Source organism: Nonomuraea sp. NPDC050478 (assembly GCF_044458265.1).
Taxonomy (GTDB): domain Bacteria; phylum Actinomycetota; class Actinomycetes; order Streptosporangiales; family Streptosporangiaceae; genus Nonomuraea; species Nonomuraea ferruginea.
The window spans coordinates 37963-55050 of sequence record NZ_JBITHT010000009.1 but is presented as its reverse complement, the minus strand read 5'-3'; the positions used below and the strand labels follow the sequence as shown (position 1 = coordinate 55050).

Annotated in this window: 15 protein-coding genes; 12 read left to right on the top strand and 3 right to left on the bottom strand. The window is 71.0% G+C overall.

Annotated features, from left to right (window positions below; all coding sequences use genetic code 11):
* Positions 1–9: 9 nt before the first annotated feature.
* The 9 genes from eis to ACIBF7_RS37705 all read left to right on the top strand — a co-directional run bounded on the left by eis (position 10) and on the right by ACIBF7_RS37705 (position 9911).
* The gene (gene eis / locus ACIBF7_RS37745) at positions 10–1176 is read left to right on the top strand and encodes an enhanced intracellular survival protein Eis (RefSeq protein WP_397199272.1); all 1167 of its coding nucleotides are present in this window, start codon (positions 10–12) and stop codon (positions 1174–1176) included.
* 84 nt (positions 1177–1260) lie between these two features.
* The gene (gene ruvC, locus ACIBF7_RS37740; protein ID WP_148034510.1) at positions 1261–1791 is read left to right on the top strand and encodes a crossover junction endodeoxyribonuclease RuvC; all 531 of its coding nucleotides are present in this window, start codon (positions 1261–1263) and stop codon (positions 1789–1791) included.
* Positions 1788–2408 carry a Holliday junction branch migration protein RuvA gene (gene ruvA, locus ACIBF7_RS37735; RefSeq protein ID WP_271279059.1) on the top strand — a complete coding sequence of 207 codons (621 nt, stop codon included), beginning with the start codon at positions 1788–1790 and terminating at the stop codon, positions 2406–2408. Before ruvC ends, ruvA begins: the two co-directional genes overlap by 4 nt.
* Before the next feature lie 52 nt (positions 2409–2460).
* The gene (gene ruvB / locus ACIBF7_RS37730) at positions 2461–3492 is read left to right on the top strand and encodes a Holliday junction branch migration DNA helicase RuvB (protein ID WP_271279058.1); all 1032 of its coding nucleotides are present in this window, start codon (positions 2461–2463) and stop codon (positions 3490–3492) included.
* A gap of 219 nt (positions 3493–3711) precedes the next feature.
* A complete protein-coding gene (gene yajC, locus ACIBF7_RS37725; protein ID WP_246639244.1) occupies positions 3712–4056 on the top strand; it encodes a preprotein translocase subunit YajC in 345 nt (114 codons plus the stop codon).
* A gap of 34 nt (positions 4057–4090) precedes the next feature.
* Positions 4091–5881 (top strand): protein translocase subunit SecD, encoded by a 1791-nt coding sequence (gene secD, locus ACIBF7_RS37720; protein WP_261808501.1) that lies wholly within the window; start codon positions 4091–4093, stop codon positions 5879–5881.
* A gap of 1 nt (position 5882) precedes the next feature.
* A complete protein-coding gene (gene secF, locus ACIBF7_RS37715; protein ID WP_148031191.1) occupies positions 5883–6869 on the top strand; it encodes a protein translocase subunit SecF in 987 nt (328 codons plus the stop codon).
* Positions 6870–7011: 142 nt separating this feature from the next.
* Positions 7012–7530 (top strand): adenine phosphoribosyltransferase, encoded by a 519-nt coding sequence (locus ACIBF7_RS37710; RefSeq protein WP_148031192.1) that lies wholly within the window; start codon positions 7012–7014, stop codon positions 7528–7530.
* A 188-nt stretch (positions 7531–7718) separates the two neighbouring features.
* Positions 7719–9911 (top strand): bifunctional (p)ppGpp synthetase/guanosine-3',5'-bis(diphosphate) 3'-pyrophosphohydrolase, encoded by a 2193-nt coding sequence (locus tag ACIBF7_RS37705; RefSeq protein ID WP_148031193.1) that lies wholly within the window; start codon positions 7719–7721, stop codon positions 9909–9911.
* Positions 9912–9921: 10 nt separating this feature from the next.
* On the opposite strand, the gene ACIBF7_RS37700 is transcribed toward ACIBF7_RS37705, so the two are convergent.
* The 3 genes from ACIBF7_RS37700 to ACIBF7_RS37690 form a co-directional block, all read right to left on the bottom strand.
* A complete protein-coding gene (locus tag ACIBF7_RS37700) occupies positions 9922–11013 on the bottom strand; it encodes a cupin domain-containing protein (RefSeq protein WP_397199271.1) in 1092 nt (363 codons plus the stop codon).
* A 93-nt stretch (positions 11014–11106) separates the two neighbouring features.
* Positions 11107–12336, bottom strand: a complete 1230-nt coding sequence (locus ACIBF7_RS37695; protein ID WP_148031194.1) for a DUF349 domain-containing protein — start codon at positions 12334–12336, stop codon at positions 11107–11109.
* A gap of 61 nt (positions 12337–12397) precedes the next feature.
* A complete protein-coding gene (locus tag ACIBF7_RS37690) occupies positions 12398–13264 on the bottom strand; it encodes a peptidylprolyl isomerase (protein ID WP_148031195.1) in 867 nt (288 codons plus the stop codon).
* Between the two features lie 139 nt (positions 13265–13403).
* On the opposite strand from ACIBF7_RS37690, the gene ACIBF7_RS37685 reads away from it, so the two are divergent.
* Genes ACIBF7_RS37685 through aspS form a run of 3 tightly spaced genes read left to right on the top strand, consistent with a single transcriptional unit; the run spans position 13404 to position 17079 of the window.
* Positions 13404–14087 carry an MBL fold metallo-hydrolase gene (locus ACIBF7_RS37685; protein WP_148031196.1) on the top strand — a complete coding sequence of 228 codons (684 nt, stop codon included), beginning with the start codon at positions 13404–13406 and terminating at the stop codon, positions 14085–14087.
* A complete protein-coding gene (gene hisS / locus ACIBF7_RS37680; protein WP_271279056.1) occupies positions 14087–15346 on the top strand; it encodes a histidine--tRNA ligase in 1260 nt (419 codons plus the stop codon). Before ACIBF7_RS37685 ends, hisS begins: the two co-directional genes overlap by 1 nt.
* Positions 15343–17079: an aspartate--tRNA ligase gene (aspS, locus tag ACIBF7_RS37675; RefSeq protein ID WP_148031198.1), complete on the top strand. Its 1737-nt coding sequence runs from the start codon at positions 15343–15345 to the stop codon at positions 17077–17079. The genes hisS and aspS overlap by 4 nt, the downstream gene beginning before the upstream one ends.
* The last annotated feature ends 9 nt before the right edge of the window (positions 17080–17088 follow it).

Sequence of the window (17088 nt, the reverse complement as noted above, 5' to 3'; positions counted from 1 at the left end):
TGGACGGTTGTGGACATTCGTGACCTGACGGCCGACGACCTCGACGCCGTGCTCGACCTTCGCAAGCGCGCCTTCGGCCCCATCCCCGCCGGACACGTGGAGACCTTCCGCAAGCTGGTGCACCCGACCCTGGCCGCGGGCCGCTACCTGGGCGCCTTCGACGGCGGCCGGATGGCGGCCGCCGCCCGGCTGCGGCCCTTCACCCAGTGGTGGCACGGCAGGCCGCAGCCCATGTCCGGCGTCGCCGGCGTGACCGTCAGCCCGGAAGACCGCGGGCGCGGCGTCGGCAGCCTCATCATGCGCGCCGTGATCGAGCGGGCCGCCGCGCTCGGCGACGCCGTGTCGGCGCTCTATCCCGCCACCACCCCCATCTACCGGTCGCTCGGCTACGAGCACGCGGGCGCCCAGAACCTGATGACCCTGCCCGCCGAGGCGCTGCGCACGATCCCGCCAGGCAAGGACGTCAAGCTCCGCCGGATGGGGCCCGACGACGCCGCCGAGGTCATCGCCCTGCTGCACCGGCTGCACGGCGCCGCCCGCGCCAGCGGCCCCATCACGTACGGGGAGGACATCTGGCGGCTGTGGCTGTCCGAGGAGGACGACTTCCTCTACCTGGCCGACGACGGGTTCGTCGTCTACCGGTGGGACGGCCAGGACATCGAGGTCGACGGCGTGGTCGCCGGCTCCGCCGACACCGCCAGGGCGCTGTGGTCGCTGGTCGGCACGTCCTCGTCGGTCGCCAAGCAGGTCAAGGCCGTGGTCGCGCCCGACGACCCGGTGCTGTGGCTGCTGCGCGAGCGGTCGAAGGAGAAGACCGAGCAGGTGCGGTGGATGTTCCGGGTCATCGACCTGGTGGAGGCGGTGGCGCGCCGGGGCTATCCGGCCGCGGTCGGGGCCGCCGTCGTCGTGCGGGTGGATGACCCGCTGCGGGCGGGCAACGCGGGCCTGTGGCGCCTGGAGTTCGCGGGCGGCTCCGGCGCCGCCACCCGGCTCGGCCAGGCGGACGCCGCAGGGGGAGACGCGCCCGTGCTGAGCGTGAACGCCTTCTCGGCCCTGTACGCCGGCATCCCCACCGCCACGCTGCGGCGCGGCGGGCTCATGACCGGCGACGAGCGGCACGACGAGGTGCTCGACGCCGCGTTCGCCGCTCGCCCGTACATGCTCGACTACTTCTGACAGGCGTTTCCCGGTGCGCGAGCAGGCCGGGCGGGGTAGAGTCTCGTGCCGAACTAGTGTTCGGCGGGGCGGGGAGGCATGCCGGTGCGGGTGATGGGCGTCGATCCGGGGCTGACCCGGTGCGGCCTGGGAGCCGTCGAGGGGCGCCCGGGCGCGCCGCTCAGCCTGGTGGCCGTCGGGGTGGTCCGCACCGCCGCCGGCGACGAGCTGGGCGCCCGGCTCGTCGGCATCGAGGCCGGCATCGAGCAGTGGCTCGACGACGTGCGCCCCGACGCCGTCGCGGTCGAGCGGGTCTTCGCCCAGCACAACGTCCGCACCGTCATGGGCACCGCCCAGGCCGCCGGCATCGCCGTGCTGTGCGCCGCCCGCCGCGGCCTGCCGGTCGCGCTCCACACGCCGTCCGAGGTCAAGGCCGCCATCACCGGCAGCGGCACCGCCGACAAGAAGCAGATCGGCGCCATGGTCACCCGGCTGCTGCGGCTGAGCGAGATGCCCAGGCCGGCCGACGCCGCCGACGCGCTGGCGCTGGCCATCTGCCACGTGTGGCGCGGCGGCGCCCAGCACCGCCTGGCCGAGGCCGTCGCCCGCGCCTCGCGGAAGGGCGTGCGGCCGTGATCGCCTCCGTGACCGGCCGGGTGGCCGCCGTCGCCCCCGACGCGGCCGTCGTCGAGGTCGGCGGCGTCGGCGTCCTCGTCCACTGCACGCCAGGCACTCTCGCCACGCTCAGGACCGGGCAGGAGGCGCGCCTGGCCACCTCTCTCGTGGTGCGCGAGGAGTCACTCACCCTGTACGGTTTCGCGACCGACGACGAGCGGGCCGTCTTCGAGTTGCTCCAGACGGCCAGCGGCGTCGGCCCCAAGCTCGCCCTGGCCATGCTCGCCGTCCACTCCCCGCAGGCCCTGCGCGTGGCCGTGGCCGGAGCCGACCTCAAGGCGCTCACCCAGGTGCCGGGCATCGGCCAGAAGGGCGCCCAGCGCATTGTCCTGGAGCTGAAAGACCGCCTGGGCGCCTCCCCGGAGGCGGTCGACGCCGCGCTCAACGGCTCGCGCAAGGACACCCTGTGGCGCGAGCAGGTCCACTCGGGGCTGGTCGGGCTGGGCTACTCCGGCAAGGACGCCGACGAGGCCGTCGCCGCCGTCGAGCCCCAGGCGGAGGCCGACCTGGCCGCCGGCCGCGCGCCGCAGATCGCCGCCCTCCTGAAGGCCGCGCTCCGGGCGCTGAGCATCCGATGACTCGCCACCCCGGAGGCGTGGGCCCGTCCCGATCCTCGGCGGAGGTGGCGTGGTGACTTTCGAGCGGGAGCTCGTGTCGCCCGACGCCGACGGCGAGGAGCGGCAGATCGAGGCGGCGCTGCGGCCCAAGCGGCTGGCGGAGTTCATCGGCCAGGCCCGGGTGCGCGAACAGCTGTCACTGGTGCTGGAGAGCGCGCTGCGGCGGCAAAGGCCGCCCGACCACGTGCTGATGAACGGGTCGCCGGGGCTCGGCAAGACGACCCTCGCCATGATCATCGCGGCGGAGCTGAGCGCGCCGCTGCGCATCACGTCCGGCCCCGCGCTGGAGCGCGCCGGCGACCTGGCGGCCATCCTGTCGACGCTGGGCGACGGCGAGGTGCTGTTCATCGACGAGATCCACCGGATGGCCCGCCCCGCCGAGGAGATGCTCTACATGGCGATGGAGGACTTCCGCGTCGACATCGTCGTCGGCAAGGGGCCCGGCGCCACCGCCATCCCGCTCGACATCGCCCCCTTCACGCTCGTCGGCGCCACCACCCGGGCCGGCCTGCTGCCGGCGCCGCTGCGCGACCGGTTCGGGTTCACCGCCCACATGGACTTCTACGAGACCGGCGAGCTGGAGCAGGTGCTGCGCCGCTCGGCCGCGCTGCTCGCCGTCGAGCTGCCCGACGACGCCGCCAACGAGATCGCCAGGCGCTCGCGCGGCACCCCCCGCATCGCCAACCGGCTGCTGCGCCGCGTGCGCGACTACGCCGACGTGCGCGCCGGCGGCGTGGTCGACCGCGCGGTGGCCGCCAGGGCGCTGGAGCTGTACGAGGTCGACGGTGAAGGGCTCGACCGGCTCGACCGGGCGGTGCTCGGCGCGCTGCTGCGCAAGTTCGGCGGCGGCCCCGTCGGCCTGTCCACCCTCGCCGTGTCCGTGGGGGAGGAGCCGGAGACCGTCGAGGTGGTGGCCGAGCCGTTCCTGGTGCGGCAGGGCCTGATCGCGCGCACCCCGCGCGGCCGGGTCGCCACCGCCGCCGCCTGGACGCATCTCGGCATGACGCCACCGCCCGACGCGTTCGGTGCCGGACCCTCCACCTGATCACGAATCGGTTGCAACCATTGCGAATCGGGAACTTCCCCGCGCGCCGAAACGCTGCCTCGTTGCCGCGTTTCGCAACAAGCGCCTACACTCCGTGGCTTGGCTGGCTGTGTAGGCTGATGCGCTGAGCGGCGCCGCCCGCAACCGCGGAATTTCCGGCGGGAAGCCGGTGTCAACTCACTGTACGACGATGGAAGGTCGCCCCTGATGGACCAACTCATGAGCATCGCGCCGCTGATCCTTCTGGTGGTGGTGTTCTACTTCCTGCTGATTCGCCCGCAGCGCAAGCGCCAGCAGGAGGCGATCCAGATGCAGAACTCGTTGACGCCGGGCACTCGTGTCATGACGACGACAGGCCTGTTCGGCACCGTCGTCGCGGTGGACAATGAAGACGTCGTCCTCGAGATCGCGCCCAACATCGAGACGCGCTGGGTCAAGGCCGCCATCGGCCGTATCGTCACGCCGGGTGACCCGGTGGCCGACGAGCCCATCGCCGACGAGCCGGCCGACGGTGACACGAGCGCGGAGCACAACGACGACCAGGACTCCCGCAAGAAGTCCTGAACCCATGACCCCAATCCGAAAGAACTGACGACCAGTGGCCCGACCGACCAGCAGCCACAGCAAGCCGGGGCGAACGCTCCTGCTGCTCCTGGCGCTCATCCTCGCCCTGGGCGGGACGATGTTCTTGCAGAAGGCGTTCACGCCGAAACTAGGACTCGATCTCGCCGGCGGTACGACGGTGACACTGTCACCGGTCACCCAGGACGGTGCCTCTCCTCCTGAGGAGATCCTCGACCGCGCGGTCAACATCATCCGCGACCGGGTCAACGGCACCGGCATCTCCGACGCCGAGGTCGCCAAGTCAGGCGACAACATCATCATCTCCATCCCGGGCGTCGGGCAGAGCGAGGCCATCAAGCTGGTCGCCACCACTGCGGAGCTCCGCTTCCGGCAGGTCCTGGCGATGGAGATGACTCCGATCGCGCAGGAACAGCTCGCCACCGAGGCGCCCAGTCCGGACGTCTCCCCGACGGCGTCGACGGCCCCGTCGTCGACGCCGTCGGTCGCGCCGAGCCAGTCGGCCAGGCCGCAGCCTTCGGGGTCACCGTCAGTCTCTCCGACCGGGAAGGCGCTCTCGTCGGCGCTGACCGACCCGGCGCCGTCGACTTCCCCGACTCCCTCTCAGGGCGACAGGGGCAACAGGGACAAGAAGTCGACACCGTCGCCGTCAGCGACCGACGAGCCCGCACCAGATCCCAACGCTCAGACCCCCAACCCGCAGATCGACACCAAGGGCATCGACCCGGCCGTGCTCAAGCAGTACGCCGCGCTCGACTGCACCGACCCGAAGAACCGAGGCCAGGGAGTCCAGGACGACCCCGGCAAGCAGTACGCGGCGTGTGAGTCCAACGGCAGCTTCAAGTACGTCCTCGACGTAGCCAAGGTCGTCGGCACCGACATCAGCACCGCCACAGCCGGAGTCCAGCAGGGCACCACCGAATGGGTGGTCCAGCTCGACTTCAAGAGCGCCGGCGCCCAGGAGTGGAGCAAGCTCACCTCCACCGCCTACAACTCGCAGGAACCGCGCAACAAGGTCGCGGTGGTCCTCGACGGCGTCGTCATCACCGCTCCCAACATCATCAGCCCGATTCCCGGCGGCCGCGCCGAGATCACCGGCCAGTTCGACCAGCAGTCCGCCACCGAACTCGCCGAGCAGCTCAAGTACGGCGCGCTTCCGCTGAAGTTCGAGCGCAGCTCCATCGACACGGTCTCCTCGACGCTCGGCCAGGACCAGCTCCAGGGCGGCCTCATCTCCGGCGTCATCGGCCTGGCCCTCGTGGTCGTCTACTGCCTGCTCTACTACCGCGGCCTCGGCATCGTGGCCGTGCTGAGCCTCGTCGTCGCCTCGATCCTGACCTACACCGCGGTGGTCGTGCTGGGGCAGAACGCCGGTTTCCGGCTCTCCCTGCCGCACATCATCGGCCTGGTGGTCTCCATCGGCATCACTGCCGACTCTTTCATCGTGTACTTCGAACGCATACGCGACGAGATGAAGGAGGGCAGGCGGACTCTCCGCGCGGCCGTCGAAGTGGCCTGGGTCCGCGCCCGGCGCACGATCCTGATCGCCGACGCCGTCATGTTCATCGCCGCGATCGTGCTCTACCTGCTGTCGGTGGGCGGCGTCGCCGGCTTCGCCTTCGCGATGGGCCTGACCACGCTGATCGACGTCGTCGTGGTGTTCATGTTCACCAAGCCCTTCATCGCGCTGCTGGCCAGACTGAAGTTCTTCGCCAAGGGTCATCCGCTGTCCGGCCTGGACGCCGAGCGCATGAGCGTGGCCGACACCAGCGGATCCGTCCGCAAGACCACCCCGCGGGAGGCCTGAGATGGGACTGGGGCGACGCCTCTACCGGGGCGAGATCGACGTCGACTTCGTCGGGAAGTGGCGGCTGTGGTACAGCCTGTCCGCCATCCTGCTGGTGATCTCCTTCGCCGGCCTGCTCTGGAACGGGCTCAACCTGGGCGTCGAGTTCAAGGGCGGCTCGGTCTTCTCCTTCCAGCCGACGCAGACCGTCAGCGTCCAGGAGGTGCGCGAGACGTTCAGCGAGCAGGGCATCCACCAGCCGATCGTGCAGACCGCCGGCGACCGCTACCGCGTCACCACCGAGACGCTCGTCGAGAGCCAGAGCCTGCGGATGCAGGACGTGATCTCCAAGGAGTTCGGCACCCCGGTCGAGCAGGTCAACGTGCAGTCGATCGGCGCCTCGTGGGGGGGTGAGGTCTCCACCAAGGCGCTGTGGGGCCTGGTCGCGTTCATGGTGGCGATCATCGCCTACCTGTCGATGGCGTTCGAGCCGAAGATGGCGCTCGCCGCGATCGTCGCGCTGCTGCACGACCTCGTCATCACGGCCGGCGTCTACGCCTGGTCCGGGTTCGAGGTCACGCCGGCGACGCTGCTGGGCTTCCTGACCATCCTGGGTTACTCGCTCTACGACGCGGTCGTGGTGTTCGACATGATCAAGGAGGTCACGGCCAAGCTCGGCACCACGTCGAAGCAGACCTACTCGATGGCCGCCAACGACGCGCTCAACCACACGCTGATCCGCTCGCTGAACACGTCGCTGGTCGCGATCCTGCCGGTGGCGGCGATCCTGTTCATCGGCACCACCGTGCTCGGCGCCGGCACGCTGAAGGACCTCGCGCTGGCCCTGTTCGTCGGCATGGTGGTCGGCACCTACTCGTCGATCTGCGTGGCCACGCCGCTGCTGGTGACGCTCAAGGAGCGGGAGCCGAAGTACCAGGCCATCGCCAGGAGGCTCGCCTCCACCGGCGGCGGCAAGGGCGCCAGGCGCGCCGCCGCGGCCAAGGGCTGACCTGTCCGCACGCGCCCCCGTCCCCTCCCGGGCGGGGGCGCAGCCGTGGGGACGTCAGGGGCGGGAATGCGCCATCATGAAGCCCGGCGGACGCGGACCCCTCCACGTCGCCACCCACCTTGACCCCTCCGAGGAGCACCTCATGAGCGACCTGACCGCGCTGATCCTGGACCGCATCCGGGACGTGCCCGACTACCCCAAGCCCGGCGTGGTGTTCAAGGACATCACCCCGCTGCTCGCCGACCACGCCGTGTTCTGCGCCGTGGTGGACGCTCTGGCCGACGGGTTCGAGGCCGACAAGATCGTGGGCATCGAGGCGCGCGGCTTCATCCTGGCCGCGCCGGTGGCCTACCAGGAGGGTGCCGGCTTCGTACCTGTGCGTAAGAAGGGCAAACTGCCTGCCGCCGTGCTCGAAGAGTCCTACGATCTGGAATACGGTTCGGCGACCATCGAGGTGCACGACGACGCTTTCTCGCCCGGCGACCGGGTGCTCATCGTCGACGACGTGCTGGCCACGGGCGGCACGGCGGCGGCGGCGGTGGAGCTCGTGCGCAGGACGGGAGCCGAGGTGGTCGGCGTCTCCGTGCTGATGGAGCTCGCCTTCCTGAAGGGGCGCGAGCGCCTCACGGGAGTGGAGACCCGCTCCCTGCTGATCGTCTGAGGAGAGGACCCGAGGCGGTCCGGGTGCGTCGCCTGGATACACTGGGGATCTGGACTCGAACGTAAGGAGTCTGAGTGCCCCGTGATGTGGTCGTGCCCGACGTAACGGACGCGAGTGGTGCCGCCGCGCAAGCCGATGCCGCGCCGGCCGCACCCGCGGCGCGCCGTCGGCGGTTTGGGGGTGGGGCCATGAACCCGGTGCTGGAGCCGCTCTTCCGCACCGTCCGGGCCACCCACCCCAAGGCCGACCTGCGTGTCATCGAGCGCGCCTACGAGGTGGCGGCTCACCACCACCGCGACCAGAAGCGCAAGAGCGGCGACCCGTACATCACCCACCCGCTGGCGGTGGCGACGATCCTGGCCGAGCTCGGCACCGACGACGAGACGCTCTGCGCGGCCCTGCTGCACGACACCGTCGAAGACACCGCCTACGGCCTCGACGAGCTGCGCGGTGACTTCGGCGACACGATCGCCTCGCTGGTCGACGGCGTCACCAAGCTCGACAAGGTCAAGTTCGGCGACGCGGCCCAGGCCGAGACCGTGCGCAAGATGGTCGTGGCCATGTCCCGCGACATCCGGGTGCTGATCATCAAGCTGGCCGACCGGCTCCACAACATGCGCACGATGCGCTACCTGCCGGAGCACAAGCGCCACCAGAAGTCCCGCGAGACGCTGGAGATCTTCGCCCCGCTGGCCCACCGCCTGGGCATGAACACGATCAAGTGGGAGCTAGAAGATCTCGCCTTCGCCATGCTCTATCCCAAGCGCTACGACGAGATCGCGCGCATGGTGTCGGAGCGGGCGCCGCGGCGCGACCTGTTCCTGCAGGAGGTCATCGAGAAGGTCTCCGGCGACCTGCGCGAGGCCCGCATCAGGGCCGTGGTCAAGGGCAGGCCGAAGCACTACTACTCGGTCTACCAGAAGATGATCGCCCGCGACGTCGCCTTCGACGACATCTACGACCTGGTGGGCATCCGGGTCCTGGTCGACTCCGTACGCGACTGCTATGCGGCGCTCGGAACGATCCACGCGCGCTGGAACCCGGTCCCCGGCCGGTTCAAGGACTACATCGCGATGCCCAAGTTCAACATGTACCAATCGCTGCACACCACGGTGATCGGTCCCGAGGGCAAGCCGGTGGAGCTGCAGATCCGCACCCACGCCATGCACCACAGGGCCGAGTACGGCGTGGCCGCGCACTGGAAGTACAAGGAGGAGGTCGGCGGGCCCGGCCCCGTCGGCAAGGTCAAGCCCGGCAGCGACATGGCCTGGCTGCGCCAGCTCCTCGACTGGCAGAAGGAGACGGCCGACCCGGGCGAGTTCCTGGAGTCGCTCCGGTTCGACCTGTCGGTGTCGGAGGTCTACGTCTTCACCCCGAAGGGCCAGGTCATCGCCCTGCCCGAGGGCGGCACCCCCGTCGACTTCGCCTACGCGGTCCACACCGAGGTGGGCCACCGCTGCATCGGCGCCCGGGTCAACGGCCGGCTGGTGCCCCTGGAGTCGCGGCTGGGCAACGGCGACACGGTCGAGATCTTCACCTCCAAGTCGCCCGACGCCGGGCCCTCGCGCGACTGGCTGAAGTTCGTCAAGTCGGGCCGCGCCCGTAACAAGATCCGCCAGTGGTTCTCCAAGGAGCGCCGCGAGACCGCGATCGAGGCGGGCAAGGAGGCCATCGGCCGGGCGATGCGCAAGCAGGGCCTGCCGCTCCAGCGCCTGATGTCCGGCGAGGCGCTGCTGGCGCTCGCCCGTGACCTGCGCTACCCCGACGTGTCGGCGCTGTACGCGGCCGTCGGAGAGGGCCACACGGCCGCCCAGACGGTCGTGCAGAAGCTGGTGGCGTCCATCGGCGGCGTGGAGAGCGCCGAGGAGGACATCGCCGAGACCTCGCTGCCGACCCGGCTGCGCGGCCGCCCCCGGGGCGGAGGCGGCGCGGGCGTGGTGGTGGCGGGCGACGCCGACGTGTGGGTGCGGTTGTCGAAGTGCTGCACCCCCGTGCCCGGCGACGAGATCGTCGGCTTCGTCACCCGCGGCCACGGCGTCTCGGTCCACCGCTCCGACTGCACCAACATCCAGCAGCTCAGGTCGCAGCCCGACCGGCTGGTGGAGGTCAGCTGGTCGCCCGGCGACGACAGCGTGTTCCTGGTGGCCATCCAGGTGGAGGCGCTCGACCGGCCCAGGCTGCTGTCCGACGTCACCCGTACGCTTTCCGACCAGCACGTCAACATCCTGAGCGCCTCCGTGACCACCTCGCGCGACCGGGTGGCCGTCAGCAAGTTCACCTTCGAGATGGGCGACCCCAAGCACCTGGGCCACGTCCTGAAGGCCGTGCGCGGCATCCAGGGCGTCTACGACGTCTACCGCGTCAGCGGCGCGGGCGGCTGAGGGGCCGCCGTCACCGCATCCGCAGGTCCGGCAGGTCGACCACGATCGCCTCCTGGGTGCTGCGGGCGATGACCACCACCGCCTCCTGCTCCGGGTCCGGGTTCTCCTCGCGGTGCGGGACGAACGGCGGCACGAACACGTAGTCGCCCGGCCCGGTCTCGATGAGCCGCTCCCCGCCGTCCTCCAGGAACACGAACACCGGCCTGCCGCTCACCACGTAGATGGCCGTCTCCGACTCGCCGTGATGGTGGTCGGCCGAGCGGGTCGCGGGCGCCACGTGCGTCTGGCCCATCCAGAGCCGCCGCGAGCCGGTGGTGGCGTCGCTGACCGCCGCCAGCCGGCGCATGCCCGCGCTCTGCGCCGTCGCCCCGGACAGGTCCTCAGGAGTGACGTGCCGCAGCGGACGGTGGAAGACGTCGCCGTCGGCCCGGTATCCCTCCCACAGGCGTCCACCGGCCCGCTCCAGCACCCCTCCGGCCACCGCCGCCAGCTCGCCGGGCGTCTCCCGTGCCTTCAGCAGCGCCTGGGCCAGCTCGGGGTCGTGCGCGCGCAGCTCACGCAGCAGCCACTTGCCGCCGCCCTGCCAGCGCCCGCCCAGCGACAGCGCCAGCCGCGCGGCCTCCTCGACCACGTTCCACTCGATGAACGCCCGCTCGCCCGGGTCGGTCACCCCGGCCAGATCGTCCAGCAGATCGGACAGCACGTAGCGGGCCCTGCCGAGCGCGGCGTCGTGCGGAGCCCCGGGGCCGCGCTCCAGCCGCCCTCTCAGGTCCTCCCTGAGCGCCTCCAGCCGCCCGCCACTCCGGTCGGCCAGCACGATCCCCTCGGCGCAGAGGCGGGCCAGCACGGGCTGCCGGTTGCCGAAGTCACGCTCCAGCCAGGCCCCGAAACTGGTCTGGCTGTGCACGAGCAGCTCGACCGGCCAGTCGTGCCGGCGCAGGGACTCCCGGTACGGTGCCGCGAGCCCGTCGACGACGACCAGGATGTCGAGGTCGGAGGTGGGGGTCCGGCGCCCGGCCGCCACGCTGCCGCCGAGCAGGGCGTACAGCGCCTCCGGGAACAGCTCGTCGACCAGGGCACGGGCCTCGCTCACAGGATCCATGGCGGCCACGATAGCCAACCGGGCACACCATGATCGAGACCTCCGGCTCGCCGGCCCCGCCTCCGCTGGGCAGGGACCGCGAGCCGGGCTCGGTCAGCTGAACTCGGCGAGCGTGCGCTCGGCCTCCTCCAGCCAGGCGCGGCGGGCCGTGATGGCCTCCTCCGCCTCCTTGACGTCCTTGGCCCGTCCGGCCGCCTGCGCCTTGGCCAGGCGCTTCTCCAACTGCTCGATGGAGGTGCGCAGCTGGTCGACGGTGCTCTGGGCGCGGGCGCGGGCCTCGGGGTTGGAGCGCTTCCACTCGGCGTCCTCGGCCTTGCGCACGGCCTCGTCGACCTTGCGCAGCCCGCCTTCCAGGCGGTCGCGGTGCTCGCGGGGCACCGGGCCGGCCGCCTCCCAGCGCTCCAGGATGTGGCGGAGCTGGCCCCTGGCGGTGCGCACGTCGGTGACCGGGAGCAGCTTCTCGGCCTCGATCAGCAGCTCCTCCTTCACCTGCGCGTTGGCGGCGAGCGAGGCGTCACGCTCGGCGAACACCGCCGAGCGGGCCTGGAAGAACTGGTCCTGGGCGGCCTTGAAGCGACCCCACAGCTCGTCCTCGACCTCCCTGGAGGCCCGGCCGGCGCTCTTCCAGCGCTGCATCAGATCCCGGTAGACGGCCGCGGTCTGCCCCCAGTCGGTGGAGTCGGCGATCGCCTCGGCCTCGGCGACGATGGCCTCCTTGGTGGCACGCACGCCCTCGCGCTGCTCGTCGAGGGTGGCGAAGTAGGCCTTGCGCCGCTTGGCGAAGGCGGTGCGGGCGGTCGACAGGCGCTTCCACAGCTGCGCCTCCGTCACCCTGTCGATCCGGTCGGCGGCCTTCCACTCCTCGACGAGCTGGCGCAGCCGCTCACCGCCGGACTTCCAGTGGGTGGTCTCCTCGGCGATGCGCTCGGCCTCGGCGACGATCCGCTCCTTGACGGCCCTGGCCTCGGCGCGGGCGACCTCGCGCGCCGCCTTCAGCTCCTCGCGGCGCTGCGCGACCAGCGCGGTCAGCCCGTCGAGCCGGGCCGTCAGCGCGCCGAGGTCACCGACGGCGTGCGCGTCGGCCACGGCCTCGCGCAGCTTGACGATGCTCGCCTCGGCCTGCGCGGGCGCCAGGTCGGTGCCCCGCACCCGCTGCTCCAGCAGCTGGACCTGGCCCGCCAGCTCGTCGTACTTGCGATGGAAGTAGGCCAGCGCCTCTTCGGGTTCGCCGGCCTGCCAGGACCCGACGGCCCGCTCTCCCTCAGCCGTTCGCACGTAGACGGTGCCGTCGTCGTCTACCCGGCCCCACGGGTCGGTGCTCACCGTGTCCTCCCGCACTTTCCATCAGACCCTTCGGGACTGTTCGTCCCTAGTTTGTATTACGTCAGCTCTTGCCAGCGATTGTCACGTCTTTGATTTCCACGGTTTCCTTCGGCGCTCCGGTGCCGTCAGCCGTACCTGCCAGGACACCCGCCTTGTTCACCTTGTCCAGGATGTCGAGCCCCTTCGTGATCGTACCCACCGGTGTGTAAAGCGGGTCGAGCTGGATATCGCCGTACACCAGGAAGAACTGGCTGCCCGTGCTGCCCGGGGCCTGCGTCTTGGCCATCGCCATCACGCCCCGCTTGTACTTGGCGTCCTTGGTGTTCTCCTCCACCAGCACGTAGCCGGGGCCGCCCGAGCCGTCGGTCTGGCTCTTGCCGTCGGCCTTGGCCGTCGGGTCGCCGCACTGCAGCATCGGGAACTGCTCGTTGCCCAGCCGGTGGCACTTGCTGCCGTCGTAATAGTCCTTCTCCGCCAGGAACTGCAGCGAGTTGACGGTGCACGGCGCCTTGGCGTTGTCGAGCTCGACCACGATGTCGCCGAGGCCGGTCTTCATCGTCATCGTCTTCTTGGCCGGCTTCAGGTCCACCTTCTCCGGCGGCATGCCGACGTCCTTGACCTGACCGCCGCCGGTGTCGGCGACATAGCCGCAGGTGCCGGTCTTCTCGTCGTAGGGCTTCGGCTGAGCGACCGCCGGGGCGGACGTGCTCGCCTGCGCCGACGGCTCGGCGGCCGCCTCTGTGGGCTCGTCGCCGCCGCCCAGCAGGGCGACCGAGGCCACGATGCCGCCGACCACGACGACGACGCCCACGGTGGAGCCGATGATCGCCATGCGCTTGTTGCGCTGCTCGCGCTCGAGCCGGCGCTGCTGTTGGCGCTCGTAGTGCTCGCGTGCCAGCTGCTTCTGCCGGTCCTTGCCCGTGGCCACCGCTTTGCCTCCCGTAGTCAATCAACTGAGGTGGGCGAATCGTATCGGCCAAAGGCCGATGATTCGCAGCCCGGCGACCCGCACCGGTACCCTTCGGTTACATTCCCATTGGCTTTTTTGACGAGATCAGCTGAGGCAGATGCTCATCGCCGGCTTCCCCGCAGGGGCCTTCCAGACCAATTGTTACGTCATCGCGCCCGCGGAAGGCGAGGAGTGCGTGATCATAGACCCCGGTCAGGACGCTGTCGAGGGGGTCGACGAACTGCTGCGTGAGCATCGTCTCAAGCCGGTCGCGGTCCTGCTCACCCACGGCCACCTCGACCATGTCTGGTCGGTCGCCCCGGTGTGCGGCGCGCGCGGCGTGCCGGCCTGGATCCACCCCGACGACCGCCACCTGCTGAGCGACCCGGCGGCGGGCTGGTCTTCCACGAGCTCCTCCCTCTTCGGCGACCTCACCCTCAGCGAGCCCGACGACGTGCGCGAGCTGTCCGACGGCGCCACGCTGGAGCTCGCGGGCATGGAGCTGGTCGTCGACCACACGCCCGGCCATACCAGGGGGTCGGTGAGCTTCAGGGGAGACGCGGGCCGCGGCGTGATGTTCTCCGGTGACCTGCTGTTCGCCGGCTCCATCGGCCGCACCGACCTGCCGGGCGGCGACTATCCGACGATCCTGCGCAGCCTCGCCGCCAAGTGCCTGCCGCTGCCTGACGATACGGTCGTCCTGCCGGGCCACGGACCACAGACCACGATCGGCCGCGAGCGCGCCACCAATCCTTATCTCAAGGAGGCCGCGCCGCACGCCGGTCCCACAAGAGGAATCTGATGACCTTCCAAGCACCCAAAGGCACCTTCGACTGGCTGCCTCCCCGCTCCGAGCAGGTGCTCGCCGTCCGCGAGGCGCTCGTCGCCCCGGCCAGGCGCGCGGGATACGGCTACGTCGAGACGCCGGTCTTCGAAGACACCCAGCTGTTCGCCAGGGGAGTGGGCGAGTCGACCGACATCGTCTCCAAGGAGATGTACACCTTCCCCGACAAGAAGGGCCGTTCGCTGACGTTGCGCCCGGAGGGCACGGCGTCGGTGGTCCGCGCCGTGCTCCAGCACGGCCTGCACAACGGCCAGCTGCCGGTGAAGCTGTGGTACTCGGGCAGCCAGTTCCGCTACGAGCGCGCCCAGAAGGGCCGCTACCGCCACTTCTGGCAGGTCGGCGCGGAGGCGCTGGGCGCCGAGGACCCGGCGCTCGACGCCGAGCTGATCGTGCTCGCCGCCCGCGCCTTCGCCTCGCTGGGCCTGCGTCAGTTCACGCTGCTGCTCAACTCGCTCGGCGACAAGACCTGCCGCCCCGCCTACCGCGCCGCGCTGCAGGAGTTCCTGCGCGGGCTCGACCTGGACGAGGAGACGCGGGCCCGGATCGAGATCAACCCGCTGCGGGTGCTCGACGACAAGCGCCCCGAGGTGCAGGCCCAGCTCGGCGGCGCGCCGCTGGTGGTCGACCACCTGTGCGCCGCCTGCAAGGCCTACCACGAGGAGGTCCGCGCCCTGCTGAAGGCCTCCGGCGTCGCGTACGAGGACGACCCGAGGCTGGTGCGCGGGCTCGACTACTACACCCGCACCACGTTCGAGTTCGTCCACGGCGGGCTCGGCTCGCAGTCGGCGATCGGCGGCGGCGGCCGCTACGACGGGCTCAGCGAGATGCTCGGCGGCCCGCCGCTGCCCAGCGTCGGCTGGGCGCTCGGCGTCGACCGCACGGTCCTGGCCATGGAGTCCGAGGGGCTGCTCGGCGATGCCACGCCCGGCGGCGTCCAGGTGTACGGTGTCGCGCTGGGCGACGACGCCCGCCGCCGGATGTTCCTGCTCGTGGCCGAGCTGCGCGAGGCCGGCGTCAGCGCCGACATGGCCTTCGGCGGCAAGGGGCTCAAGGGAGCGATGAAGGGCGCCGACCGCTCGGGGGCCCGTTACGCGCTGATCCTGGGCGAGCGTGACCTGGCGGCGCAAGCCGTGCAAGTGAAAGACCTGACCACCGCTGAGCAGACCGAGGTGCCGCTGGCCCGGGTCGTGGAAGTCTTGAAGGGGAAAGTGCAGTGATCCGCACGCATACGGCCGGGTCGCTCCGCAAGGAGCACGCCGGGCAGCAGGTGACGCTCGCCGGATGGGTGGCCCGCCGCCGTGACCACGGCGGGGTGGTCTTCATCGATCTGCGCGACGCCTCCGGCTCGGCGCAGGTGGTCTTCCGGGAGGAGGACCACGCCCACGACCTGCGCGCCGAATACTGCGTGAAGGTGGTCGGCCAGGTCCGCGTGCGCCCCGAGGGCAACGAGAACCCCGACCTGCCCACCGGCGAGGTCGAGGTGGTGGCCGACGCGGTCGAGGTGCTCAGTGAGTCCGCGCCGCTGCCGTTCCCCATCGAGGGCGGCACGGGCGTCTCCGAGGAGGCCCGGCTGAAGTACCGCTACCTCGACATCCGCCGCCCGCAGGTGGCCGAGGCGATGCGGGTGCGCTCCAAGGCGACCTACCTCGCCAACGAGGTGATGAACGAGCTCGGCTTCGTCTACGTCGAGACGCCGACGCTGACCCGCTCCACCCCCGAGGGCGCCCGCGACTTCCTGGTGCCGGTCCGGCTCCAGCCGGGCAGCTGGTACGCCCTGCCGCAGTCGCCGCAGCTGTTCAAGCAGCTGCTGCAGGTGGCCGGCCTGGAGCGCTACTACCAGCTCGCCAAGTGCTACCGCGACGAGGACCTGCGCGCCGACCGGCAGCCGGAGTTCACCCAGATCGACATCGAGATGTCCTTCGTCGACCAGGAGGACGTCATCGCGGTCGGCGAGAAGCTGATCGGCCGGCTGTGGCGCGAGATCCTCGGCTACGAGATCCCCCTGCCGCTGCCCCGCATGACCTACGCCGACGCGATGGCCCGCTACGGCTCCGACAAGCCCGACCTGCGCTTCGGCCAGGAGCTCGTCGACATGACCGACTACTTCTCCGGCACCTCCTTCCGCGTCTTCCAGGCCGAGTACGTCGGCGCGGTGGTCATGCCGGGCGGCGCCTCCCAGACCCGCAAGGAGCTCGACGGCTGGCAGGAGTGGGCGCGCAGCCGCGGGGCCAAGGGCCTGGCCTACGTGCTCGTCCAGGAAGACGGCACGCTCGGCGGCCCGGTCGCCAAGAACCTGTCCGAGCAGGAGATCTCCGGCCTGGCGGGCAAGGTCGGCGCCGCGCCCGGCGACGCGGTGTTCTTCGCCGCGGGCGCCCGCGGCGCGGCCCGCGACCTGCTCGGCGCCGCCCGCCTGGAGATCGGCCGCCGCTGCGGGCTCATCGACGAGTCGCTCTGGTCGTTCCTGTGGGTCGTGGACGCGCCCATGTTCGAGGAGGACGGCGAGGGCGGCTGGACCGCCGTGCACCACCCGTTCACCGGCCCCAAGCCGGAGTGGTCCGACAACTTCCAGGACCATCCGGGCGAGGCGCTCGCCTACGCCTACGACATGGTCTGCAACGGCATGGAGATCGGCGGCGGCTCGATCCGCATCCACCGCGCCGAGATGCAGCAGCGCGTCTTCGACGTGCTCGGCATCTCCAAGGAGGAGGCGGAGAGCAAGTTCGGCTTCCTGCTGGAGGCGTTCAAGTACGGCCCGCCGCCGCACGGCGGCATCGCCTACGGCTGGGACCGCATCTGCATGCTGCTGTCGGACGGCGAGTCGATCCGCGACGTGATCGCGTTCCCGAAGACGGCCTCCGGCTTCGACCCGCTCACCGGCGCGCCCACGCCCATCACGGCAGGCCAGCGCAAGGAGGCGGGCGTCGACGCCCGGCCCAAGGCCGACGCCTGACATGCGAAA

Bases quoted from the DNA above. Each gene is read 5' to 3' on its own strand.
- yajC (WP_246639244.1), top strand. From the start codon at position 3,712: ATGAGCATCGCGCCGCTGATCCTTCTGGTGGTGGTGTTCTACTTCCTG.
- ACIBF7_RS37705 (WP_148031193.1), top strand. From the start codon at position 7,719: ATGAACCCGGTGCTGGAGCCGCTCTTCCGCACCGTCCGGGCCACCCAC.
- ACIBF7_RS37685 (WP_148031196.1), top strand. From the start codon at position 13,404: ATGCTCATCGCCGGCTTCCCCGCAGGGGCCTTCCAGACCAATTGTTAC.
- hisS (WP_271279056.1), top strand. From the start codon at position 14,087: ATGACCTTCCAAGCACCCAAAGGCACCTTCGACTGGCTGCCTCCCCGC.
- ACIBF7_RS37710 (WP_148031192.1), top strand. From the start codon at position 7,012: ATGAGCGACCTGACCGCGCTGATCCTGGACCGCATCCGGGACGTGCCC.
- ACIBF7_RS37700 (WP_397199271.1), bottom strand. From the start codon at position 11,013: ATGGATCCTGTGAGCGAGGCCCGTGCCCTGGTCGACGAGCTGTTCCCG.
- secF (WP_148031191.1), top strand. From the start codon at position 5,883: ATGGGACTGGGGCGACGCCTCTACCGGGGCGAGATCGACGTCGACTTC.